The sequence below is a fragment of the Exiguobacterium indicum HHS 31 genome, from assembly GCF_001939065.1.
Lineage (GTDB): Bacteria > Bacillota > Bacilli > Exiguobacteriales > Exiguobacteriaceae > Exiguobacterium_A > Exiguobacterium_A indicum.
The window spans coordinates 41,704-65,122 of the sequence record NZ_MPSZ01000007.1 but is presented as its reverse complement, the minus strand read 5'-3'; the positions used below and the strand labels follow the sequence as shown (position 1 = coordinate 65,122).

Genomic DNA, 23,419 nt, shown 5'->3' with positions numbered 1-23,419 from the left:
GATGATATCAATAAATTCTACATAATCCAGTAAGAGGTGTTGCTTGTGTCGACTGAACGTCTTTGGCAAATGGCCCGGTTCCTGACGGTGATCTTCGCCTTCTTAGTTGGTGGATGGTTACTCATCCGCCTCTCGTCCATCTTATATCCATTCGTCTTTGCGTTTCTGCTTGCCCTTTTCAGCCGACCGCTCGTTGATTTTTTCCAAAAGCGGTTACGGATCAATCGTGGATGGGGTGCATTGTTATCGATCATTTTGATCAGTGGCCTATTAGTTGGGTCGCTCGCCTTGATCATCATGCAGTTGATTCGCGGTCTTGTGTTCGTCGCCAATCAATTACCGGCGCAAATTCAAGAGTTAAGCCTGTATTTTCAAAAGCTGTACAATGAAAAACTGGCACCCATCTGGAACGATGCTTCGGAAGCCTTACGCTCACTGGAACCATCGCAACAAAATACGGTTCAAAACAGTATCCAATCCCTCGGTAGTTCACTTGCGAGTGCGATTGGCGAAGGATCAAAAAGTATCGCTATGATGCTACAGACAGTCCTTGCGACGTTACCATCGATTGCACTGATTTTCGTCATCGTCCTACTCGCTTGGTTCTTCATCGCAAAAGATTGGCACCAATACGAGATGCGATTGAAACGTTATGAGATGCTTCCTTGGTTCGCTCGTTTCGAATCCGTCTTCTTGAGTCTACGGTCTGCCTTGTTCGGCTATCTCAAAGCACAGTTCACGTTAATCACGATCACGTTCTTTATCGTCTTGATCGGTTTGTTCATCATTGGTGTCGAGCATCCGTTTGCAGTCGCTTTTATCGCTGCCTTTTTCGATATCTTGCCGTATCTTGGTACTGGTTCCGTCTTCTTGCCTTGGATCGCTTACTCCTTAATTACCGGAGATACGACACTTGCGATTGGACTCGGGATTCTGTATGCTCTCGTCATTCTACAGCGTAACATCATGGAACCGAAGATCGTCGGCGACAACATCGGCATTCAACCCATCACGGCATTGATCGCGCTGTTCGTCGGGATCAAATTCTTTGGGGTCTTCGGACTGATTCTCGGACCATTGATCGCTGTCATCTTAAAAGCACTCTACAACGCCCAGATTTTCCATTATATTTGGGACTTCGTCAAAGGATCACCCACACCATTTCGGTGAGGGTGATTTTTTGGGTACAGCTGCATATAACGGATATCCTTCCGCGTCCACCGGTCGACTCGCCGGTAAATAATCACACGGAAAACGGGCGCCCGTCGCAAGCAGACAAGCGTCGAGCCAATCATCGATTGCAACATGCGACTGACGCTGTTCCCATAACGGTGGACAATCCAAACGCTCGAGCAATTCAATCCGTTCCGTAATGCCTTCGGTCGTCTTCTTTGAAAAACGTGCCGGATGACCGGCGAGTCGTGTGAAACAAACTTCCGGATGGGCTTCAATCATCTCCGTTCGATATACGCTGCGAACTTCTCTGATTTTCGGTAATAGATACCACGCTTGTTTTGAAAGCCCGATCCCCGCATGTTGTTTCGCTAAATCATTTGCTTCCATATAGCTAGAAGCTGTCAGCGCACTGAGGAACGGGGCATTGAAGACACTGCTCGTTCGCCCAGGGCGTAATTCCTGTCGCAACAACTGATCCGTTTCGCGTCGTCCTTCCGTTAAACCAATCGGCATATCAACCCAAATCCGGTCAGCTCTAGGAATATTTGCAAGTGTCGGTTCGACGAATCCCGTATAACGACCATTTTCGTACATAACGACGACCCACCCCGCCTTTGCCGCATCAATCCCGATGACGTGCATTCGTCTTCTCCCGGAAAGAACGCAGTAGTGATAAGACGGTGAAGATACCGATGAACGTCGCGAGACCGAGCGATAGACGGTCGCGCGCATCCATATACCAGACGACGGCAAGAATCGTCAACAAGACGCCGAGTAGATTCCAACGTCTCATTTTTCTTGCTCGACGAACCGGTACAGACTACGGACCATGACGCCCGTTGCTCCTTTTGGACCAATCTCAGACGCTTGATTCTGTTCCGATGTTCCCGCGATATCGAGGTGCAACCAAGGTGTGTCACCGACGAATTCCCCGACGAACGCACCACCGAAGATCATATGTCCCATGCGTCCCGGTGAATTGTTCAAGTCTGCGACTTCCGAACGGCGGACTTGTTTAATGAACGCATCGACATACGGCATTTGCCAGACCATCTCATTCGTCTCTTTCGTCACCTGTTCAAAGCGTTCGTAAAGTGACGCATCGTTTGTCAACGCACCTGTGATTTCTGTTCCAAGCGCGACAAGGACACCACCTGTCAACGTTGCGAGATCGATGATCGCTTTAGGTTGATATTCTTTGACGTACGTGACTGCGTCAGCAAGGACAAGCCGTCCTTCCGCATCCGTGTTCAGGACTTCAATCGTTTTTCCTGCCATCGACGTGATGACGTCATCCGGCTTGAAGGCATCCCCGGAAATCATGTTGTCGGTTGCTGGAATGACACCGATGACGTGAACATCTGGCTTCAGTTGACCGAGTGCTTCGAACAGACCAAGAACGGCTGCTGCGCCTCCCATGTCGCCTTTCATTCCGACGATCCCGTCTTTCGGTTTGATGGAATAACCACCTGTATCGAATGTGACACCTTTTCCGACGACCGCGATCGGTGCTTCTGCTGATCCTTTATATTCAAGGACGATCAATTTCGGTGGAATGACGGATCCTTGGTTAACGGCAAGCAAGGCGCCCATCCCGAGTGCTTCCATCTCTTCCTTATCGATGATTCGGAGATCATGTCCATGACGTTCGGCGATGAAACGTGCTTCGTCCGCAAGCGCTGGCGCCGTCAAAAGATTCCCTGGCATCGTTACGAGACGACGCGCTAAGTTCGTCGCTTCGCCCAAGGCCGTACCACGAAGGACGGCTTCGTCATCAGAAGGTAAAACCGTCAGATGTAACGTATACGCTTTCGAAGGCGACGTCTTATAATGTTTGACCTCATATGTAGCGAGGGTGAACGTCTCGGCAATCAGCTCGACTGGTTGCCCTGGGAATGTCGTTGCATCGACTGTGACATGTTCTAAGCGACGTGCTTTGACATGCTGTGCCGCTTTTCCGAGCAAGCGACGTAAATCGTCTTGTGAGAGTTGATCGACTTTCCCGAGCCCGACGAACAGCACACGTGCGACGTCGCCCGCTAACGTTGGCAACAGACGCAGTTCTCCGCGTTTCGTTGAGATATCGCCTTGACGAACCCACTCTTCTAGTTTGTCACCATACAATGCTTGTAACCGTTCATCGAGCGGTTGATTTCCAGAAATCCCGACAACGAGTACGTCTACGGATTGATTCGTTTGCATATAAAACTCCCCCTTTGACTAGTATCTATTAGTATGAAGTGTTTTCAGTCATTTTCCAACTGATAGCCTCTCGACTGACCGCAAACGCTTTCACTACTTCTGTTCGACAATTTGTCGAAATGCTTGGTTTCAAACAATTGTTGCCCGTTTCACAATATGATAGGATTATACAGGTGAAATGTTGAGACACTTCAAGAAACGATGTGTTTACTGTTCCTAGAAATGTCTACGTTTTCATTCGAGGGAGAGTGCGCAGAAGGCTCGTTAAGAGAGAGGCGTTTATGGGTATCTATAGATAGCTAAGAAACGAAGTCGTCGCGTTAAAAAAACTTACTGAAAAGAGGGTAATGCACATGGCACAACATATCAAGGGAATTGGCGCTTCTGCAGGGATCGCGATTGCAAAGGCATTCGTGATGGAAACACCGGTCTTTGAGATTCCATCGCACAAAATCGAGGATGCAGCTGCGGAAAAAGAACGTTTCCAAGCAGCAATCGCAAAATCGAAGACGGAACTCGAAGTCATTCGTGAAAATACCTTACAAGAATTAGGTCCAGATAAAGCGGAGATCTTCTCGGCTCACCTTCTCATCTTAGAAGATCCGGAAATCGTCAGTCAGGTGAACGCAAAAATCGAGGACGAACAAGCAAATGCTGCAAAAGCACTCGATGAAGTCGCAAATATGATGGTCATGATTTTCGAATCGATGGATAACGAATACATGCGCGAACGTGCAGCAGACGTTCGTGACGTCACAAAACGGACGATGGCTCACCTTCTCGGTATCACGTTCGTCACTCCAGCTCAAATCAATGAAGAAGTCATCATCATCGCTGAAGACTTGACTCCTTCGGATACAGCTCAATTGAACCGTAAATATGCTAAAGGTTTCGCAACGAACATTGGTGGCCGGACATCGCACTCTGCCATCATGTCACGTTCACTCGAAATCCCAGCAGTCGTCGGAACAAAAGTTGTTTTAACGGACGTGAAACACGGCGATCTTCTCATCCTTGACGGTGCAGAAGGTGACGTCATCGTCAACCCAAGCGAAGAGCAAGTGGCTGAGTATGAAGCAAAACGCGCAGCATACATCGCACAAAAAGAAGAGTGGAAAAAACTCAAGAACGAAAAAACAATGACAGCTGACGGTCATCACGTCGAGCTCGCTGCAAACATCGGTACACCAAACGATGTCAAAGGCGTTTTGGATAACGGTGCAGAAGCAGTCGGTCTCTACCGTACGGAATTCCTCTACATGGATGCAGAGACGTTCCCAACGGAAGACGAGCAGTTCACAGCTTACAAAACGGTTCTCGAGTCAATGGGCGATAAAAAAGTCGTCATCCGGACACTGGATATCGGTGGCGATAAAGAATTGTCGTACCTTGATCTCCCACACGAGATGAACCCGTTCCTCGGTTACCGTGCGATCCGTCTCTGCCTTGACCAAACAGACTTGTTCCGTACACAATTGCGCGCACTTCTTCGTGCAAGTGCATACGGTAAACTCGCTGTCATGTTCCCGATGATCGCAACGATCGAAGAGTTCCGTGCTGCAAAAGCACTTCTCCTTGAAGAGAAAGCAAACCTTCAAGCTGAAGGCGTTACGGTATCGGAAGACATCGAAGTCGGTATGATGGTTGAAATCCCAGCAACAGCAGTCATGGCTCGTCAGTTCGCAAAAGAAGTCGACTTCTTCTCTGTTGGAACGAACGATTTGATTCAATACACGATGGCGGCAGACCGGATGAACGAAAAAGTATCATACCTGTACCAACCGTTCAACCCAGCGATCTTGAACCTCTTGAACAACGTCATCACTGAAGCACACAAAGCAGGCAAATGGGTCGGCATGTGTGGTGAGATGGCAGGAGAAGAATTGGCACTCCCAATCCTTCTTGGTCTTGGTCTCGATGAGTTCTCAATGTCAGCATCATCTGTCCTTCGCGCTCGTAGCTTGATGACACGTCTCAACAAGTCAGAATGTGAAGCAATCGTTGAGCAAGTGCTTGATATGGATACAGCAGAAGAAGTCGTCGACTTCCTCAGCACGACTTTCGACATCAAAAAATAAGTTCTGTCAGACGAATCTGGAACAATCCAGGTTCGTCTTTTTTTGTCTAATTCAACAAAAAAACAACGCCTCTTTCTTATAAGAAAGAAGACGTTGTTGAAATGGTGATTATTGAGCTTGTTTCTTCTTCGCTGGAGTAGCTTGTTCCGACAAAATCGGACGCTCGTTCCCCATCAAGAAGATAAAGATGACACCGAGTACTGCTGGAATCAACGCCCAGAAATAGACGGTTGAGATCGATTCTGCAAGCGACGTCTTAATTGCTGTCGCAACTTCTGGTGGCATCTTCGCAAACGCAGCAGCCGTTGGGAACTGTCCACCGGACGGCGCTCCACCTTGCGGCAACCGATCCGTTACAGCTGACGCGAACGTCCGTGATTGGATGATTCCGAGAACCGTGACACCAAGCGTCATCCCGATTGTCCGGAATGTTGAGCCCATCGAGGTCGCTGCGCCCCGACGTTGCATCTCGATGCCGTTGATACTCGCTAGATTCAATAGAGAGAAACTGAAGCCAACACCAAATCCGAGAATGATCATATAAATCGTTACCGCTGTCCGCGATGTCTCAAGCGTCATCGTACTAAGAAGATAGACACCGAGTAGGAAGAAGACCGCTGAGACGATCATGACGTTGCGGAATCCAAACTTGTTCGGCAACTGTCCACCGAGCTGCGCCGAGATGACCGAGGCAATCAACATCGGCATCAGGATCAGACCGGAATTCGTCGCACTGCCACCAAAGACACCTTGCACGAAGATTGGAATGAATACACTCGCTGAGATGAAGACGAATCCATAAAAGAACGCCACGCCTTGTGTTGCCGCAAATAAGCGACGGCGGAATAGACTAAACGTAATGACGGGATCCGCGGCACGTCGTTCAGCAAATGCGAAGGCAACGAACGCGACGAGCGCTGCTCCGAACAGACCAAGAATTTGTGGCGAAGACCATGCATACTCTTTGCCACCCATTTCGAGCGCGAGTAAGAATAACACCAATCCGGCGACAAGCGTAAACGCACCGACATAGTCGATTTTCTGTGTCCGGTGCACCGGTGATTCCTGATAGAAGACCGTCACGAGACCAAGGGCAATCAAACCAAGTGGAATATTAATGTAGAACACCCAGCGCCAGTCGAGGGAATCCGTCAATACGGCACCAAGCAACGGTCCGAAGATACTCGAGATGCCGAAGACCGCTCCAAACAACCCACTGACTTTCCCCCGTTTTTCCGGTGGGAAGATATCAAAGATGATTGTAAAGGCGATCGGCATCAACGCCCCACCACCGAGCCCTTGCAAGGCACGATAGGCAGACAGCTCAATGATCGAGTCTGCCATTCCACATAAGATACTTCCCACCATGAAGAGGAGCATCCCAAAGAGGAAGAAGCGTTTTCTTCCATACATGTCACTCAGTTTACCGAAGATCGGCATCCCAGCAACGGTTGCGATCATGTAAGCCGACGTGACCCATGCATACTGATCAAACCCATTTAGTTCACTGACGATCGTCGGCATCGCTGTCGCAACGATCGTGTTATCCATTGCTGCGACTAAAATTCCAATCAATAATCCGATGACGACAGGTGTCGTATTCGTTTTTGTTGTAGTCGAAGACATCGACGCACCTCATTTCTCAAAAAATTAGCTAACTCTTATAATAGCTAACTTATTGTATCATCATATGTGCAAAATCTCATTATCAAATGTGCTCTACGATCATTTCACACAAAAAAGACGGATCGCTCAGGGCGATCCGTCGCTTTTCTTCTTTACTCTATACGATACGAAATTGCTTCTCCGGCTTCGACCGTCCGTCCAACATCAACGTCAACTTTTCGATCCCCACTATTCGTGACGATGATTGGTGTCAGTAATGATGGTACGAGTGGTCGTACTTGTTCAAGATCGACATTGAGGAGTGGTGTCCCCGGTTCGACACGATCGCCGGCTTTCGCCAACGCCTCGAATCCTTTTCCTTCGAGTGACACCGTATCAATACCGATGTGAATCAAGATTTCATCTCCATTATCCGCAAGAATACCAATCGCGTGTTTCGTCGGGAAGAACGTCGTGATCTCACCAGAGACTGGAGAGACGACATATCCTTCCGTTGGTTCGATCGCATATCCGTCACCCATCATGCGACCGGAGAACACTTGATCCGGTACATCATCGAGAGAACGAATGATACCGCTCAGTGGTGCGACATATCCATCTTCAGGCACGTAAGCCCCACCACGATCCCCAGCGAGTGGACCGGCATCTGCTGTACCAGTTCCAGAAGTCCGTGCTTCGTCTCCCGTTGGTACTTGTGGAATTGGATCTGCTTCCGGTGTTTCTTTCGGTTTATAATTTGGATCTTTCATGATATCTGCCATTTCTGTCTTGATCCCATCGGATTTCGGTCCAAAGATGGCCTGGACGTTATCTCCGACTTCAAGAACACCAGCAGCACCGAGTTCTTTCAAGCGATCCTTATTGACTCCGGACTTATCATTGACCGTAATCCGAAGTCGTGTGATACAAGCATCTAAATGTTTAATGTTTGACGGACCACCGAATGCTTGTAGAATTTCATACGGTAGATCGCCTGCTTGTGCCGTTGAGGTAGCGGCACCTTCTTTAATCGCTTCGCGCCCCGGAATCTTCAAATCAAACTTCGTGATGACGAAACGGAATCCGAAGTAGTAGATGACGGCGAAGACAAGACCGACTGGAATGACGAGCCACCACGAGGTTCGGTTCGGTAGAATCCCGAATAACGTGTAGTCAATCAATCCACCGGAGAACGTCATCCCGATCTTGACGTTCAGTAAATCCATGATCATGAATGAAAGACCTGCAAAGACAGCGTGAACGGCAAACAAGAGTGGTGCAACGAATACGAAGGAGAACTCGACTGGCTCCGTGATACCAGTCAGGAAAGAAGTCAACGCAGCTGAGAAATAAAGACCTTCGACGGCTTTACGACGATCTTTTGCGACCGTATGGTACATCGCAAGACAGGCTGCTGGCAGACCGAACATCATGAATGGATATTTTCCGGTCATATACGTCCCTGCTGTAAAGGGTACACCGTCCTTCAACTGTGCGAAGAAGATCCGCTGATCCCCGTTGATGATCGTTCCGGCTTTATCCGTATATTCTCCGAACTGGAACCAGAAGCTTGAGTACCAGATATGGTGAAGACCAAACGGAATCAACGAACGTTCGACGAGTCCAAAGATAAAGGCAGACAACGGTTCGTTCGCTTCGATGATTGTTTTTGAGAATGTGTTGATTCCACTACCGATTGGTGGCCAAATATACGACAAGGCAAACCCTGCGACAAGACTGAATAAGGCGGTTGCGATCGGAACAAAACGCTTCCCTGCGAAGAATCCGAGGAAATCAGGCAGTTTGATTTTAAAGAATTTATTATAACTGTACGCTGCTATCAAACCGGCAATGATCCCTCCGAATACTCCCATTTGCAAGGTCGGTATCCCGAGGACCGTCGCATACGACAAGTCACTCGCTTTCTGTGCTTCCGTGATTTTTTCTGGTGTGATCTGTAAAAACGAACTGATGACCTTGTTCATGATCAAGAAACCGACGATCGCTGCTAGACCGGCAACCCCTTCTCCATTCGCAAGACCAATCGCGACCCCGACGGCAAACAGTAACCCGAGATTCGCAAAGATGATATCACCCGCATCCTGCATGACTCGCCAAATGACGACTAGCGAATCGTTCTCGAGGAACGGTAAATATTGCGTCAAGTTCGGGTTTTGAAACGCTGTCCCGAACGCGAGCAATAGCCCCGCTGCCGGTAAAATCGCTACCGGTAACATCAGGGCCTTACCGATTCGCTGTAAGACACCAAACACGTTTTTCCACATGCGTATATTCCCTCCTTTTTTAAACAAACTACTTAATTCATACCCTAAAATATTCTAGCGCAAAACGATTCTAAAAGATTTTTCCAAAAAAAAATGAGCCCTTCCGCAGAAGGACTCATTTCTTAAAACATTAGACTGTTTTTTCTTGTTTACGTGATGCGATGACGGCTTGAATTTCAGACTTGATGTTGTCTGATTTCGGTCCGTAGATCGCTTGAACGTTGTTACCAACTTCAAGGACACCAGCAGCACCTAATTTTTTCAACTCATCTTTGTTGACTTTTGATTTGTCGAGAACTTCGACACGAAGACGTGTGATACATGCATCCAAGTGTTTGATGTTCGACTCTGAACCGAGTGCATCAAGGATACCTTCAGCGAGTTCAGAACCTTGAGCAGATGAAGTCTCTTGCGCTGCATCTTCACGACCTGGAGTTTTCAGGTTGAACTTGCGGATTGCGAAACGGAATCCAACATAGTAGATGACAGAGAGTGCAAGACCGACGACGATGACGAGCCACCACTGCGTGCGTCCTGGAAGAACACCGAAGAGAAGGAAGTCAATCAAACCACCAGAGAATGTCATACCGATCTTAACGTTCAACAATTGCATCGTCATGAACGAGAGACCTGCGAAGACTGCGTGAACTGCGAACAAGATTGGAGCAACGAACAAGAATGCGAATTCGATTGGCTCTGTGATACCTGTCAAGAATGCTGTAAGTGCTGCTGATCCAAGAAGACCACCAACGACTGCACGGCGCTCAGGACGAGCTTCGTGGTACATAGCAAGAGCTGCTGCTGGAAGACCGAACATCATGAACGGGAATTTACCAGTCATGAACGTACCAGCAGTCAATTCAACGTTATCTTTCAATTGAGCGAAGAAGATCGCTTGGTCACCACGAACGACATCACCTGCTGCATTCGTGTACGAACCGAATTCGAACCAGAATGGTGCATAGAAGATGTGGTGAAGACCGAATGGAATCAACGAACGCTCGATGAGACCGAAGACGAATGCTGCGAGTGTTGGGTTTTTCTCCATCATGAAGTGGGAGAATGTGTTCAATCCGTCCTGTGCGAACGGCCAAACGAATACAAGTACAAGACCTGCGAACAATGAAACGACAGCAGTGACGATTGGAACGAAACGTTTACCAGCAAAGAATCCGAGGAACTGCGGCAATTCGAGATTATGGTACTTCCCATACGCCCAAGCTGCAATCAGACCGATGATGATACCACCGAATACCCCAGTTTGAAGTGTTGGGATACCGAGTACGTTTGCATACCCTTGACCGTTAGCAACCATTTCTGGTGTAACGCCGAGCCAAACGCTCATTGTTTTGTTCATGATCAAGAATCCGACGATTGCCGCAAGTCCGGCTGCGCCGTCCCCTGCAAGACCAATCGCGACACCGACCGCGAATAAGAGTGCTAAGTTACCGAAGATGATATCCCCGGCTGCTTCCATCAATTTTGCAACCTTGATGATTGCATCATTTTTCAAGAACTCGAGTTTTGACGTCAAGTTCGGATTTTGCATCGCATTACCGAATCCGAGTAGGATACCGGCAGCTGGCAAAATCGCTACAGGAAGCATCAACGCTTTACCGACACGTTGAAGAACAGCAAAAATCTGTTTGAACATGTGTGTTTCCTCCTTTTCCTGTTAAGAGCGAAGTATGATGAATAATGCCAATAATTGAGACGAAAAAAGTCAGACATCTGACCGTTTTTTTACAGAAAAAAATCAGGCACGAGCGGATTGTAGACAATAGACTTATCCCGTTGCATAACGGAAATAAAGCTTCTTGCCCGACATCCCACTCATGCCTGATCGTATCAGTAACACGTAGTCCGTGCGGTCATTTACCTGAATCGTACTGCACTAAGCGTTGCAGATGCATCGTAAGATACGTCGCCTCACCGCGCGGTACCGCTTTCTTCAACTGACGTTCCATGATGGACATCAGCTCCCAAGCAGTATCATAGCATAGCGGATATTCTTCACGCAATAGCTTTTCTACTTTTTCTGGAGCCTCTAGATACTCCCCATTGGAAACCCTTTCAATCGCTGAACGAAGGTGCCGAATCAGACGCTTGTAATCAAGCGATTTTCGATCGATTTTAATCTCCAGTCGCTGTTCGATATGACTAGCAATTAAACCGACGAGCTGATGATGGCGGTTGACTTCAAGTACGTCTTTGAAGTTCGTCGCCGAATGAATATGAAGTGCGATGAATCCTGTCTCCGCTGGAGGTAGGTAAAAATTCATCTCAGCACTGATGAACTCGACGATTTCTTCTGCAAGGGCGTACTCTTCCGGATACAAGGCTTCCGTTTCAGCAAGAAACGGATTCGTGACTTCCATTCCTTGTTCGAGTCGCTTGAACGTAAACGTCAAATGATCCGTCAATCCGATATGGATATGTTCGTCGACCTTTTTTCCGAAGCGTGTCTCGATCATCGAGACGATCTCGTTCATCAACGCGATGAAATTTTCATCGAGATGACCGACGAGCGCCTTATATTGATCCTGTTCTTCTTTATCCTTCAACGTGTAGACTTTTTCCAACTTGTCGAGATCTGTCAGTTGATCGCCTGGCTTCCGACCGAAGCCAATCCCTTTCGCGAGGATAATGACTTCCTGATTCGCACCAGTCGAACAAATGACGACATTATTATTCAATACCTTGATAACGTGGTACATTTGTTTATCCATTCGCTCTCAACCCAATCTGCTCTTACACATTTATTTAAAGACATTGTTTTTATTATAACGGTTTTTCAGACACGAAAAAAGCCTACTTACTCAAGTAGACTTTAAAACATTTGGTAACCGCTCTTACGCAAGAAGCGAATCGATAGACCAGCGATGATGATTCCGGCAAGACCAGCCGCGAACATCGTGATATCCGCTGTCTGTAGACCAGCAATCCGGTCCCCGAGATTCGGAATTGCTTCACGAGCATTCGTGAAGTATTCGAGCGTCGATTGGTTGTCGATCATCATGATGATGATGACCGGATAGAGTACGAGCATCACCCATGTACTCCGCAACAACATGTTTAAGATGAATCCGATACTAAAGAACATGACGAGATAAAGCACACTCCCGATCACGGCTTGAATGATATGCATATTGTTCCCCCTTTGAATCTCTTCTAGTATAACCGACAAAAAAGGCAAATGCACGAGTGTACATTTGCCTAAAACGTGAACTTAGAACTTCCCTTTTTTGATCGCAAGACCAAGCTTTTTCAGTTCGAAGAAGTGTTTGTTGTCGATGACTTTTTTCATGAACGATGCGTTACGGCCGTAAATCTTCTTACCAAAGACCATGCCGATGCCGTCTTTGTGACCAAGCGAAGCGACCGTTCCTTTGTTTTCGTACGTGAACGTCGATGTTTGACGACCCGCGATGAGTGCTGCGATGTTCTCAGCGACTTTGTGTGCTTGTTGTGTCGCGATTTGTGCAGTCGGTGGGTACGGACGGTTCGAACTTGGATCCATGACTGCTGAACAGTCACCGATCATGAAGACGTTGTCGTGTCCTGGAACACGGAGATCTTCTTCGACGACGACACGGTTACGCATCGCTTCGAAACCAGATGCTGCAACGACTGGGTTACCGCTGACGCCACCTGTCCAGATGATCGTGCTTGCTTCGATCGTCTCAGTCGTGTCACCTTGAAGCGGACCGAACGTGACGCTTCCTGGTCCACATTCCTTGATGCCGTTACCGAGTTTGAACTCGACGCCTTGGCGCTCAAGCCATTTGTGTGCGTAGTTGACGAGATCAGCATCGAATCCTGGAAGGACTGTTGGCGCTGCCTCGATGTTGACGACACGAACGAGTTCGCGTGGGATGTCATATTGTTTGCACAGTTCTGGAATACGGTTGACGAGCTCACCCATGAACTCGATTCCTGTGAATCCAGCACCACCAACAACGATCGTCAAGAGTGAACGATCTTGTGATCCTGTTGTTTTGTACTGTGCGAATGAGTAATCGATATGTTCCTTGATTTTACGGACGCTGTTCAACGAGCTGATTGTCAGCGCGTGTTCCTTCAATCCTTTGATACCGAATGTTTCAGGAACGCCACCGAGAGCAACGACGACGTAATCGTAAGGAACTGTTCCGCCATCTTGTAAGAGAACCGTTTTAGCAGCCGTGTCGACTTTCTCAACGATACCTTTGACAAGTTTGACGCGTGACGGGTTGATGACATCATTGATGTAGATGCGCGCTTGCTCCGCAGACATCGTACCTGCAGCTGGTTCATGCAACCAAGTTGTTTGGTAATGATAGTCGTGTTTGTTAATCAACGTGATGTTCGCTTGATCGACGCCGAGTTTCTTTTGAAGGTTGACTGCTGTGATCAATCCACCGTAGCCCGCTCCAAGAATAACAATGTTAGGTGTGTTCATGTTCTGATACTCCTTACGAATCGTAGTTTTGTTGTGATTTTCTTCACATTCAATTACAGACGAATGCTCAAAAATTTTGTTCAAATAATGTTCACATGTCTATAAGCCTATTGAAACACTTTTCAGGAATGATTGCAAAAGAAAAATGTAATTTCCCTTAAAAAAATGTGAGATGTTCCGTACTTGCACCTTCACCCCCTACTTCCTATATAATGGACCTATCCAACGCTAGGAGGGAATCAGATGCACCAACCATATGATGTCACGATCATCGGCGGCGGTCCGGTCGGACTGTTCACCGCGTTTTATTCAGGAATGCGCCAGATGAAGACGAAGGTCATCGAGAGTCTACCTCAATTAGGTGGTCAACTCGCTACGCTTTATCCTGAAAAATATATATACGATATTGCCGGTTTTCCGAAAGTAAAAGCACAGGAACTGGTCGATCGGTTGCTTGAACAAGCAAATGAATTCGATCCGACATACGTGCTCGGTGAGACCGTCATCGCTTACGAACGGATGGATGACGGAATCATCCGCCTCGTCACGAATAAAGGCGAGCATTATACAAAGACCGTCATCTTGACGGCAGGAAACGGCTCGTTCGCTGCGCGTCCACTCGGAGTAGCGGATGCAGAACGCTTCGAAGAAACAAACTTACACTATTTCGTCAACGACATGGAACGTTTCAAGGATCGCCAAGTCGTCTTACTGGGTGGCGGTGACTCAGCAGTTGACTGGTCATTGATGCTTGAGCCGATCGCAAAATCCGTCACGCTCGTCCACCGTCGTGACAAGTTCCGTGCCCATGAACATTCGGTCGAACTGTTACACGATTCGTCCGTCAACGTCATGACGCCGTATACACTTGAATCGGTTACAGGTGAGACGCACATCGAGACGCTGACGTTCAAACATGCTGAAAGTGGTGAAGTCGTCGTCGTCGCTGCGGACGATGTCGTCTGTAACTTCGGCTTCGTCTCGTCACTCGGACCGCTCAAAGAATGGGAAGTCGAATTCGAACGCAATTCGATTCGTGTCAATTCGAAGATGGAGACTGCGATTCCGGGCGTCTTCGCTTGTGGTGATATCGCGACTTACGAAGGACGCGTCAAACTGATCGCAACGGGCTTCGGTGAAGCACCGATCGCCGTTAACCAAGCGAAACTTCTCGTTGATCCATCTGCTCGTCACCCGCAACACTCGACGAGTCTGTTCGAAAAAGTAACAAATCATTCTTGAGATAACTGAATGGCTGTAAACAAATAAGAGGTCGAATTCCGGATGACATACCGGAGTCCGACCTCTTATTTTCATGGAATCACATCGAGGACGTGACCAAACATCTTCGACTCCCACAGGAAAAGAAAGCACGATGCGTGCTTCAGTCAGGGATAGGGAAGACCCGACAGATCACATGGAATGGGAACTGGCGCGGCTTACATCCCGCCTAAGGAAAGCGAAGATGTTGAAAACGTCCGATTTCATACGGATGATCTTTTAACAGGTATCCGGTAAACCCGTTGCACGAGTTCCACCCCACCTCGCTCAATCATCGATTCTTCGAAGACCTGACCACCGAATCGCTCGTAAAACTGGCACGCTGGATTATCTCGCAAGACAGAAACCTGCATCGTCTCATATTCCGCTAAGTCCTCAGCGATGCGTTGAAACAACGCTTTTCCGAGTCCTTGTCCTTGTGACGCTTGCAAGACATAAATCGCGTAGAGTTCCCCTTCACGCGCATCACTTCGATTCGCTCCACCTTGCGCAAAGCCAACGACTTCTTCTCCTGACACGGCAACATACACGCGCTGATTGACTAATGTCTGTTCCCATTGTTGCGTCCGTTTCACATGCGACAACTGTGCTAAATACAGATCTGGAATGATACCTTGATACGTCTCGCGCCAGGCATCAATATGAACGCGGGCGATAGCTGACGCATCTTCTAGACGTGCTTCACGGATTCTCATAACGGGATGATGAAGCGACGTGTCTCGCGTCCATTACGAACAGTCGGCTCAATTTCTCGTCCGCCGTTCGCTAAGATGACACGGCGAGATGCTAGATTATCAACGCCACACGTCAACAGCACTTGATCGAGTCCACGTTGCCGTGCTTCTTCTAGCGCTAAACGGAGCCCAGTCGTCGCATATCCTTTCTGACGCTCGGATGGTCGGATGCCGTATCCGATGTGTCCACCGTACAACTTCAAGTTCTCCGTCAAGTCATGCCGGAAGTTCAGCGCACCGACGATTCGTTGCCCGTCGACCATCCAGTACGTCGAATGGGTGACAAGACCCGGTCTGACTGTTGTCTCCATTTCCTTCAGTTCCGCAAAATAAGCGCCCAGTGGTTCATATGTGTCTCCGACTGCTTCCGGCACGATCGTTTCGCCCGACTCTCGCCAGTCTTCTAAAAAGGCGCGATACTCTGTCTCCCACGCAAGAGTTGGTTTCATCAACTGCATCATTGGTGATTGCGCACCTCCTCTTCAATCAAACGATCGAGCCAGTCATCGACATGTTGGAACAGATAGCCGGCTTGTTTCGCAGCTGTCGTATCCATATAGAAATCGCGTTCTGGCGCAAGAGGCGATTCATCCTCTCCTTTTGCGACGAGTTGACTTGTCGTCCCCGCAACGCGGTCGATTTTATCCACTAGGTCTTGAATGGATAAGACACCGTCACTTGCAGCGTTGATCGGTCCCGTCAGTTCGGAGCGACCACACCACTCCAGAAAGGCAGCGGCTTCGTAACTTGAGATATACCCCATCTTCGCGTATGTGTTTTCGGCAACAATCGGACGCCCGTCAAGCGCCCGCTTGATATGAAAGACGAGTCGCTCCGTGTAGTCATCTGGTCCGAGAACGACCGGGAAACGGACCGCAACGACTGGGAACGTCGCCCGTTGGAAGAAATAACTCTCCGCTTGGCGTTTCCCTTCACCATATCCATGTTCCTTCTCGAGATCATATTTCCCGGGAAACGGGTTATAGGCACGCTCGGTGATATTCGCACCACCGCCTTCATAGACAGACATCGTCGACGTCAACACGTAACGCCCGACTTTTCCTTCAAACGCGTCGATCGCGAGCTTTGCTTGATACGGTGTGAAACAGATATTGTCATAGATAACATCCCAGTGCTGTTGGCTTAAGTCCTTCATCGTACTACTTGACGTCCGGTCCCCTTTGAAAAATGTCAAGCCCTTCGCAACCGGTGGCGTATGCTCGCCGCGTGTGACGATTGTCACGTCATCCCCCGAATCGGCTAACCGAATCGCAAGCCGGCGTCCGAAGTAGCGTGTTCCCCCGAAGATCAATACTTTTCTCATCCTGAAGCCCTCCCTGTTCGTAGTAGCATTCACTCTCTTAATATTTCGAGTCAACGGAACAGGTCTCCTGTATGCGGACAATAAAAAAATCGTGGACGATGTCCACGATTGGATTCATTAACAGCCACCCGGTGTCCCGGCATTCGTTGCCGTCCGGAACGATGTCCCGCAACCGCATGTTGCGATGGCATTCGGATTCGTGATCGTGAATCCGCCGCCGAGCATCGACTGCTTATAATCGATTTCCAGTCCTTTGACGACCGGGTAATCTTTTTCGTCCACGATGACGGTCACGCCGTGCTGTTCGAAAACGAGATCCGTTTCTTTCTGTTGGTCGAATCCCATTCCGTACGACAGACCACTACATCCACCACCTTGGACGAGCATCCGAAGATTCCGTTCATCTGCTGGTGCCTGCGCCATCATGTCTTGGACTTGTAGCGCTGCTGCCTCCGTTAAATGGATCATGTCATCACCTTCCTTTTCTTTAGTATACGCAACTTCTGAGCGAATCGAAACCTAGTTGCTTGAAACTATCTTGAATTCGTTGTATAAATGGTATGTACAACAAAATAATCGTTCCATCTTCAGGGCAGGGTGAAATTCCCGACCGGCGGTAAACAACTATTATGAGTTGAAGCCCGCGAGCGAATAGGGCGCTATTTGCTGATTCTGTGTAATTCAGGAGCCGACAGTATAGTCTGGATGGGAGAAGATGGCGGCATGAGTTTGAATTTGATCGATTTTTGCAACAATCGATTAGGTTTATTTAATGCGGACTTCTCCCCTGTTGATCTCATCAATAGGGGTTTCTTTATGGACGCAGTCATGCCAATACTTCATCGAGAGGAACGAGCAAAAGGAGACAATACTCGTATGAAACGCACACAAAAAATGGTCACTCTGTCAATGTTAGGTTCAATCTCATTTGTTCTTATGCTTATCAATTTTCCACTGCCGTTCTTACCGAACTATCTGAAGATCGACTTCAGTGATGTTCCTGCTCTCGTCGCAGCGATCATGTTCTCACCGGTCGCAGGTGTCATCGTCGAAGCATTGAAGAACGTGTTATATTACATCTTCCGCGGAAGTGGTGTTCCGGTCGGAGAATTCGCGAACTTCGCTGCTGGTGTCGCATTCGTGCTTCCTGTCAGCTGGTTCTACCACAAAAAGAAATCAACACAAGGTCTCGCAACTGGCCTCGTCGCTGGTACAATCACGATGGCACTCGGTCTTGCGATTCTCAACTATATCTTGATCCTTCCAGCGTATGCATGGTTCCTCGGTATGGACTACATGGCGGATCCAGCTGTCAAATGGACAGCAATCACAGCCGGTATCTTACCGTTTAACGTCATCAAGGCATTGTTCATCTCGGCACTCTTCATTCCGTTGTTCTTGAAACTACGACCATGGATGATGCGCCGTCAACAATCTGCCTGATCCGAAAAGCTGCGCCCGCTGACGGACACGAATCCCCTCGTTCAGACGAACGAGGGGATTTTTTGGCTGTTCGGGCTCACAGCTCATTCTCTTCGATTTTTAGGTAAATCTTTTCAAGCAACTCTTCCGGCGTCTCGCCTACGACCGTCTCACCATCAACGAGACAAAAATGATCAAGCGAACAAATGCCGCAATAGCCAAGGCAACCGTATTCGACGACGTCGACGTTCGGGTCACGTTCGAGTTGCTCCATGACGACCTGTGTACCAGCCGCTAAGTTACTGATACAAAATTCAATAATCGGATTCATTTTTTTTCCTCCTTCAAGCAGGAAACGACCTGCCTCATGTCGTATTATACAAGGTCAGACTGATTTAGGGGAACTAAGGGGGATTTTACGTTATGAAGCAATTGGTCGTACTCGGCGGAGGATATGGTGGAATGCGGATTTGTGAGCGATTCAAGGACGAGGAAGTTGCCGTCACGCTCGTCGACCGTCTACCGTACCACGCACTCAAAACGGAATATTACGCACTCGCAGCAGGTACATTATCAGATCGAGATGTCCGGATTGAATTTCCGGAGGGGAAACATCTTACTTATAAATATGGACATGTCATTAAAATCTCACCAGAGACGAATACGGTCCACCTGCAGGACGGATCAGAATTATTCTATGATGACTTGATCATCGCCCTCGGTTGCGAGGATAAATACCACAACATTCCGGGTGCTCAAGAGTTTACATACAGCATCCAGACACTTGAAGAATCGCGCAAGACACAGCAAGCGATCTGTGGTCTGTCACCGGGGTCCGTCGTCTCGATCGTCGGTGCTGGTCTATCTGGTGTTGAACTTGCCAGTGAACTGCATGAAAGCCGGAAGGATTTAACGATTCGTCTGTTCGACCGCGGTCCATCCGTCTTGTCATTCTTATCCGACAAAGTCTCATCTTACGTCCAGGAATGGTTCGAGGAGCATGACGTGGAAGTCATCAACAATTCGAACGTCACGCTCGTCACAGCGGACGACGTGCGTAACGGCGACGATACGTACCCGTCGGACTTGACGATTTGGACGGCAGGTACGCAACCGGTCAAGGTCGTTCGTGATCTCGGCTTTGCTGCAGACAGTGGCGGTCGGATCAAATTGACGGAACATCACCATGTACCGGAATACGATAACGTCTTCGTCATCGGCGATTGTGCCAGCTTGCCGTATGCGCCAAGCGGTCAACTCGCAGAACATCAGGCAGAACAAGTCGTCGACGTCTTGCAAGCGAAGTGGCAAGGGAAAAAATTGCCGAAACTGCCAGAAATCAAACTGCGCGGAATGCTCGGATCGCTCGGGAAATCAGATGGTTTCGGGATCGTCATGGGCAAGCAAGCGCTGACGGGGAAAGTCCCACGTCTCTTGAAGTCCGGTGTCTTATGGAAACACAAAAAGATTAAATGAACAAAAGAGGTGTCCCAAGCTTTGGGATACCTCTTTGTCATTCATCCCGTCTGACTTAACTTTGCATCAATCGCCGCCGTGATCGTCTTCAGCTTGACGTACCCCTCGTCAATCATCTCATCATCAAGCACGATCAATGGATAAAAATAGATATCCTCTTTTAGCGCTTCCGTCCATCGATCCGATGTTGCTGTCTCGAAATCGACATAGCGAAGCGTCATCGCTTGCTCATATTTTCGCCCGAGGACAGCTTGTAGCCAACTGAACGTCTCTTCCGAGCTAGGTGCCCCGACACAACTCGGACAAGTGACCGCTGTTCCATAAACCGTGATTTCCATCTTGAAGTCCCCCTTTTCAATTCTCTCCTCTTTAGTATACAAGTTTTCCAGATTGAGAACATTTTTCAACCCTGTTACAATGAAACTATACGAAAGGATGTGTTTACGCATGGAAATGTTTGATCAAGTGAATGAAGTTCTTGAAAAATTGCGTCCGTTCCTTCTTCGTGATGGAGGAGACGTTGAACTCGTAGATGTAGAAGACGGAATCGTAAAACTCCGTTTGATGGGAGCTTGTGGTAGCTGCCCAAGTTCAACGATCACATTGAAGGCCGGTATCGAACGTGCCCTTCTTGAAGAAGTCGCTGGCGTCGTTGAAGTCGAACAAGTCTTCTAATACATGAAATCCCGAACGAATTTTCGTTCGGGATTTTGTGATTCATAGAATCCATTCTGCTAACGTATCGACCATGTATGTCGGTTGACGATCCTGACCTTGAATGAAGACGGGTGTATGGACGCCAGAATTGACGTGCATCGTCCGGATGCCTCCATTGATTCCGAATAGAATATCCGTATGGTAGTTATCCCCGACCATGATGACGTCTTCTTTTGACAGACCAATCATCTCCGTTGCGATATCGACCATGACCGGTTCCGGTTTACCGATGAAGAACGGTTCCTTCTCCGTCGTCACGCGCAGGACGGACGTCAAGGCACCGTTTCCTGGTAAGAATCCACGTTCTGTCGGAATGGCAATGTCTCCGTTCGTCGAGATGAAGCGAGCACCGGCACGAATCGCGAGGGCACCGACAGCGAGTTTTTCATACGTGATCTGACGGTCGAGACCGATGACGACGTAATCTGCCGCTTCGGTTGCGACGACGTCTAACCCTTCCCGTTCAAGCGCATCAATCAGTCCTGTCTCACCGATCGCATAGACGCGCGCTTTCGGTGATAGATCAGCGATATAACGACCGGTCGCCATCGCACTCGTCAAGACGTGTTTCGCATCGGAATGAACACCCATCCCGCGTAATTTCTCCGCCACGGCTTCTGCCGTCATCGACGCATTATTCGTCACGAACAAATACGGAATCCCTTCTGCTTGCAGACGATTGACGAAATCGACCGCTTCTTTTACCGGTTCCGTTCCGTTATACATCGTTCCATCTAAATCAAATAAATAGCCTTTTGCCTTCATCCTGACTCACTCCTCGTTTGGTAAAAATGCAGACACCGGTCCGAGTTCTGTCTCGATATACCGGCGAATCGCTTCCGGGAAACGACGTAGCTCTGCTTCCTCTGTCTCAAGTACCGCCCGAATCTCCGCCATACTCGACTGTGTGAATGACCGGACGATCAACGTACGTAACGCAACGAGCTTCTTCAGACTCGTCGCGAGCGGTCCATCGATGACCTTCTCATCTTCTAAAATGAGGATGATATCTTCATAACTTCCCGGATCCCGCATGATGAATCCATCAATCATACTGTTTCCGATGTCGATGACACTTTCGATGACTAAAAAACCGATCCGTTCCATAGCCAGTGCCGTCGTCACCGGATCCCCCGTAACTTCCTTACTTTGTCGAAGTGCCGTCTCATAACAAACGACCGTCTCTTCGATTTTTTGACGATTGACGAAATACATCTTCATTCCCCCTCACATCCTCCATTTTATCGTTATCCGGCAATCCTGAAAAGCAGAAAGGTCATTTGCATCACATTCTCCAATGTGTTATCCTCAATTTAGATTTTTGCTGAAAATAGTATGTCACATTGGTGACGTGGAGGTTATATACATGGAACGGGAACTCGCACTGGAAATCGTACGCGCTACGGAAGCAGCAGCACTAGCTTCTGCTCAATGGATTGGTCGCGGTAAGAAAAATGAAGCGGATGATGCAGCAACGACTGCGATGCGCGAAGTCTTGAACACGGTCAACATGAACGGAACGGTCGTCATCGGTGAAGGCGAACTCGACGAAGCACCGATGCTCTTCATCGGCGAACGTGTCGGAACAGCAAACGGTCCAATCGTTGACATCGCCGTCGACCCGCTCGAAGGTACGAATATCGTCGCCAAAGGTCTCGGTAATGCGATGGTCGTCATCGCCGTCGCCGATCAAGGTGCCCTGCTCCACGCACCGGATATGTATATGGATAAATTAACAGTTGGACCGAACTTAAAAGGACACGTCTCGCTCGACGATCCACTTGAAGTCATCATTGAAAAAGCAGCTCAATACAACAATAAACGGATTGAGGACGTCACGGTCATCATGCAGGATCGCCCACGTCACGATCACTTCCGCGAAGCCGCGATGCGGATGGGCGCACGGGTTCGTCTATTTGAAGACGGCGACGTCTCGGCTGGAATCGCACCACTCTCTCCTGCGACAGGAATCGATATCTTCATCGGTACAGGCGGTGCTCCTGAAGGTGTCATCACGGCTGCTGCCGTTAAAGCGATGGGCGGCGACATGCAGGCACGCTTACACCCGATGAACGAAGAAGAAACTGCTCGTGTCATCCGGATGGGGCTTGAAGATCCGCTTCAACTTTTAACGCTTGATGACCTCATCAAAAGCGACGACTGTATCTTTGCTGCGACCGGCGTCACGACGGGCGAAATGCTCGATGGCGTTAAGTTCTTGACGGATGATATCGTTGAGACGACATCCCTTGTCATGCGTTCAAAGACACGGACGATTCGAAAAGTCATCGCCGAGCATAGCTTATCGCGTAAACCATACTTGCAAAAAGTCCCCCAAACCCTTTAATCTGAAACAGATATTAGGGAAATGAGGGAAGCTGAATGATGGAAGAACGTGATTTTTTATATGATGATGTCGAACAAACGAAGACACGCTTTGTCAGTTGGATCGGAGAAGCTAGTCGGTTTGATCTCGCCATCACGCACTCGGAACATTTTTACGGTAAGATTCTCGTCTTGAATCTCTTATCGAATCTCTATGCGATCATCGGTGCGGACGATTTTGATGAACCTGGCTACATCGCGACGGCGTTTGACGTCGAAGACGATGCGGCAACGGAACTCGAGATGTATCTACGCGCTTATATCGGTCTATGAAAAAAGCCTTCGTCCGCGGA

The 23,419-nt window shown here is 48.5% G+C and carries 25 protein-coding genes and 1 riboswitch; of the genes, 8 read left to right on the top strand and 17 right to left on the bottom strand.

Features of this window, described 5'->3' with window-relative positions; genetic code table 11:
• Positions 1-45 precede the first annotated feature (45 nt).
• Positions 46-1,170, top strand: a complete 1,125-nt coding sequence (gene ytvI, locus N179_RS14185; RefSeq protein ID WP_075643071.1) for a sporulation integral membrane protein YtvI — start codon at positions 46-48, stop codon at positions 1,168-1,170.
• On the opposite strand, the gene N179_RS14180 is transcribed toward ytvI, so the two are convergent.
• The 3 genes from N179_RS14180 to N179_RS14175 are packed head-to-tail and all read right to left on the bottom strand — an operon-like array spanning position 1,150 to position 3,378.
• Positions 1,150-1,818 carry a DUF429 domain-containing protein gene (locus N179_RS14180; RefSeq protein WP_075643070.1) on the bottom strand — a complete coding sequence of 223 codons (669 nt, stop codon included), beginning with the start codon at positions 1,816-1,818 and terminating at the stop codon, positions 1,150-1,152. The genes ytvI and N179_RS14180 overlap by 21 nt on opposite strands.
• Positions 1,799-1,969, bottom strand: a complete 171-nt coding sequence (locus N179_RS16970; RefSeq protein WP_156323189.1) for a hypothetical protein — start codon at positions 1,967-1,969, stop codon at positions 1,799-1,801. Before N179_RS16970 ends, N179_RS14180 begins: the two co-directional genes overlap by 20 nt.
• Positions 1,966-3,378, bottom strand: a complete 1,413-nt coding sequence (locus N179_RS14175; protein WP_023469127.1) for a leucyl aminopeptidase — start codon at positions 3,376-3,378, stop codon at positions 1,966-1,968. Before N179_RS14175 ends, N179_RS16970 begins: the two co-directional genes overlap by 4 nt.
• Before the next feature lie 353 nt (positions 3,379-3,731).
• On the opposite strand from N179_RS14175, the gene ptsP reads away from it, so the two are divergent.
• Entirely contained in the window at positions 3,732-5,456 is a 1,725-nt protein-coding gene (ptsP, locus tag N179_RS14170) for a phosphoenolpyruvate--protein phosphotransferase (RefSeq protein ID WP_023469128.1), read from the top strand.
• Positions 5,457-5,564: 108 nt separating this feature from the next.
• On the opposite strand, the gene N179_RS14165 is transcribed toward ptsP, so the two are convergent.
• The 6 genes from N179_RS14165 to N179_RS14140 form a co-directional block, all read right to left on the bottom strand.
• Entirely contained in the window at positions 5,565-7,082 is a 1,518-nt protein-coding gene (locus tag N179_RS14165) for an MDR family MFS transporter (RefSeq protein WP_023469129.1), read from the bottom strand.
• 152 nt (positions 7,083-7,234) lie between these two features.
• Positions 7,235-9,346 (bottom strand): glucose-specific PTS transporter subunit IIBC, encoded by a 2,112-nt coding sequence (gene ptsG / locus N179_RS14160; protein WP_075643069.1) that lies wholly within the window; start codon positions 9,344-9,346, stop codon positions 7,235-7,237.
• Positions 9,347-9,476: 130 nt separating this feature from the next.
• Positions 9,477-11,000, bottom strand: coding sequence for a glucose-specific PTS transporter subunit IIBC (ptsG, locus tag N179_RS14155; protein WP_029342409.1), 1,524 nt, complete (start codon positions 10,998-11,000; stop codon positions 9,477-9,479).
• A gap of 217 nt (positions 11,001-11,217) precedes the next feature.
• On the bottom strand, positions 11,218-12,075 hold the full coding sequence (gene glcT / locus N179_RS14150; protein ID WP_023469132.1) for a glucose PTS transporter transcription antiterminator GlcT: 858 nt from the start codon (positions 12,073-12,075) through the stop codon (positions 11,218-11,220).
• A 101-nt stretch (positions 12,076-12,176) separates the two neighbouring features.
• The gene (locus N179_RS14145; protein WP_023469133.1) at positions 12,177-12,494 is read right to left on the bottom strand and encodes a YuiB family protein; all 318 of its coding nucleotides are present in this window, start codon (positions 12,492-12,494) and stop codon (positions 12,177-12,179) included.
• 81 nt (positions 12,495-12,575) lie between these two features.
• Positions 12,576-13,787: an NAD(P)/FAD-dependent oxidoreductase gene (locus N179_RS14140; protein WP_023469134.1), complete on the bottom strand. Its 1,212-nt coding sequence runs from the start codon at positions 13,785-13,787 to the stop codon at positions 12,576-12,578.
• A gap of 243 nt (positions 13,788-14,030) precedes the next feature.
• Here N179_RS14140 and N179_RS14135 point away from each other — a divergent pair, with 243 nt between their 5' ends.
• Positions 14,031-15,029 carry an NAD(P)/FAD-dependent oxidoreductase gene (locus tag N179_RS14135; protein WP_023469135.1) on the top strand — a complete coding sequence of 333 codons (999 nt, stop codon included), beginning with the start codon at positions 14,031-14,033 and terminating at the stop codon, positions 15,027-15,029.
• Between the two features lie 242 nt (positions 15,030-15,271).
• Here N179_RS14135 and N179_RS14130 read toward each other — a convergent pair whose 3' ends face one another.
• From N179_RS14130 to N179_RS14115, 4 genes are all read right to left on the bottom strand, one after another.
• Positions 15,272-15,763, bottom strand: a complete 492-nt coding sequence (locus N179_RS14130) for a GNAT family N-acetyltransferase (protein ID WP_035396395.1) — start codon at positions 15,761-15,763, stop codon at positions 15,272-15,274.
• A complete protein-coding gene (locus N179_RS14125) occupies positions 15,760-16,263 on the bottom strand; it encodes a GNAT family N-acetyltransferase (RefSeq protein ID WP_075643068.1) in 504 nt (167 codons plus the stop codon). The genes N179_RS14130 and N179_RS14125 overlap by 4 nt, the downstream gene beginning before the upstream one ends.
• Positions 16,260-17,126: an NAD-dependent epimerase/dehydratase family protein gene (locus N179_RS14120; protein WP_035396393.1), complete on the bottom strand. Its 867-nt coding sequence runs from the start codon at positions 17,124-17,126 to the stop codon at positions 16,260-16,262. The genes N179_RS14125 and N179_RS14120 overlap by 4 nt, the downstream gene beginning before the upstream one ends.
• Positions 17,127-17,243: 117 nt before the next feature.
• Positions 17,244-17,594, bottom strand: a complete 351-nt coding sequence (locus N179_RS14115; protein WP_029342414.1) for a HesB/IscA family protein — start codon at positions 17,592-17,594, stop codon at positions 17,244-17,246.
• Between the two features lie 111 nt (positions 17,595-17,705).
• Positions 17,706-17,847: riboswitch (FMN riboswitch) on the top strand.
• 155 nt (positions 17,848-18,002) lie between these two features.
• On the opposite strand from N179_RS14115, the gene N179_RS14110 reads away from it, so the two are divergent.
• Entirely contained in the window at positions 18,003-18,569 is a 567-nt protein-coding gene (locus tag N179_RS14110) for an ECF transporter S component (RefSeq protein WP_029342415.1), read from the top strand.
• Between the two features lie 76 nt (positions 18,570-18,645).
• Here the strand turns inward: N179_RS14110 and N179_RS14105 are convergent, their stop codons facing one another.
• A complete protein-coding gene (locus tag N179_RS14105; RefSeq protein ID WP_023469141.1) occupies positions 18,646-18,879 on the bottom strand; it encodes a YuzB family protein in 234 nt (77 codons plus the stop codon).
• A gap of 92 nt (positions 18,880-18,971) precedes the next feature.
• On the opposite strand from N179_RS14105, the gene N179_RS14100 reads away from it, so the two are divergent.
• Positions 18,972-20,024, top strand: a complete 1,053-nt coding sequence (locus N179_RS14100) for an NAD(P)/FAD-dependent oxidoreductase (RefSeq protein ID WP_055968842.1) — start codon at positions 18,972-18,974, stop codon at positions 20,022-20,024.
• Between the two features lie 41 nt (positions 20,025-20,065).
• Here the strand turns inward: N179_RS14100 and N179_RS14095 are convergent, their stop codons facing one another.
• A complete protein-coding gene (locus N179_RS14095; RefSeq protein ID WP_023469143.1) occupies positions 20,066-20,362 on the bottom strand; it encodes a DUF1462 family protein in 297 nt (98 codons plus the stop codon).
• A 109-nt stretch (positions 20,363-20,471) separates the two neighbouring features.
• Between N179_RS14095 and N179_RS14090 the strand changes: the two genes are divergently transcribed.
• Entirely contained in the window at positions 20,472-20,699 is a 228-nt protein-coding gene (locus tag N179_RS14090; protein ID WP_012371190.1) for a NifU family protein, read from the top strand.
• A gap of 42 nt (positions 20,700-20,741) precedes the next feature.
• Here N179_RS14090 and N179_RS14085 read toward each other — a convergent pair whose 3' ends face one another.
• Positions 20,742-21,506, bottom strand: coding sequence for a TIGR01457 family HAD-type hydrolase (locus tag N179_RS14085; RefSeq protein ID WP_023469144.1), 765 nt, complete (start codon positions 21,504-21,506; stop codon positions 20,742-20,744).
• Between the two features lie 6 nt (positions 21,507-21,512).
• Positions 21,513-21,956: a DUF86 domain-containing protein gene (locus tag N179_RS14080; RefSeq protein WP_023469145.1), complete on the bottom strand. Its 444-nt coding sequence runs from the start codon at positions 21,954-21,956 to the stop codon at positions 21,513-21,515.
• Positions 21,957-22,107: 151 nt separating this feature from the next.
• Here N179_RS14080 and glpX point away from each other — a divergent pair, with 151 nt between their 5' ends.
• Positions 22,108-23,088, top strand: a complete 981-nt coding sequence (gene glpX, locus N179_RS14075) for a class II fructose-bisphosphatase (protein WP_029342420.1) — start codon at positions 22,108-22,110, stop codon at positions 23,086-23,088.
• Between the two features lie 35 nt (positions 23,089-23,123).
• On the top strand, positions 23,124-23,399 hold the full coding sequence (locus N179_RS14070) for a DUF3055 domain-containing protein (protein WP_075643067.1): 276 nt from the start codon (positions 23,124-23,126) through the stop codon (positions 23,397-23,399).
• Positions 23,400-23,419: the final 20 nt, after the last annotated feature.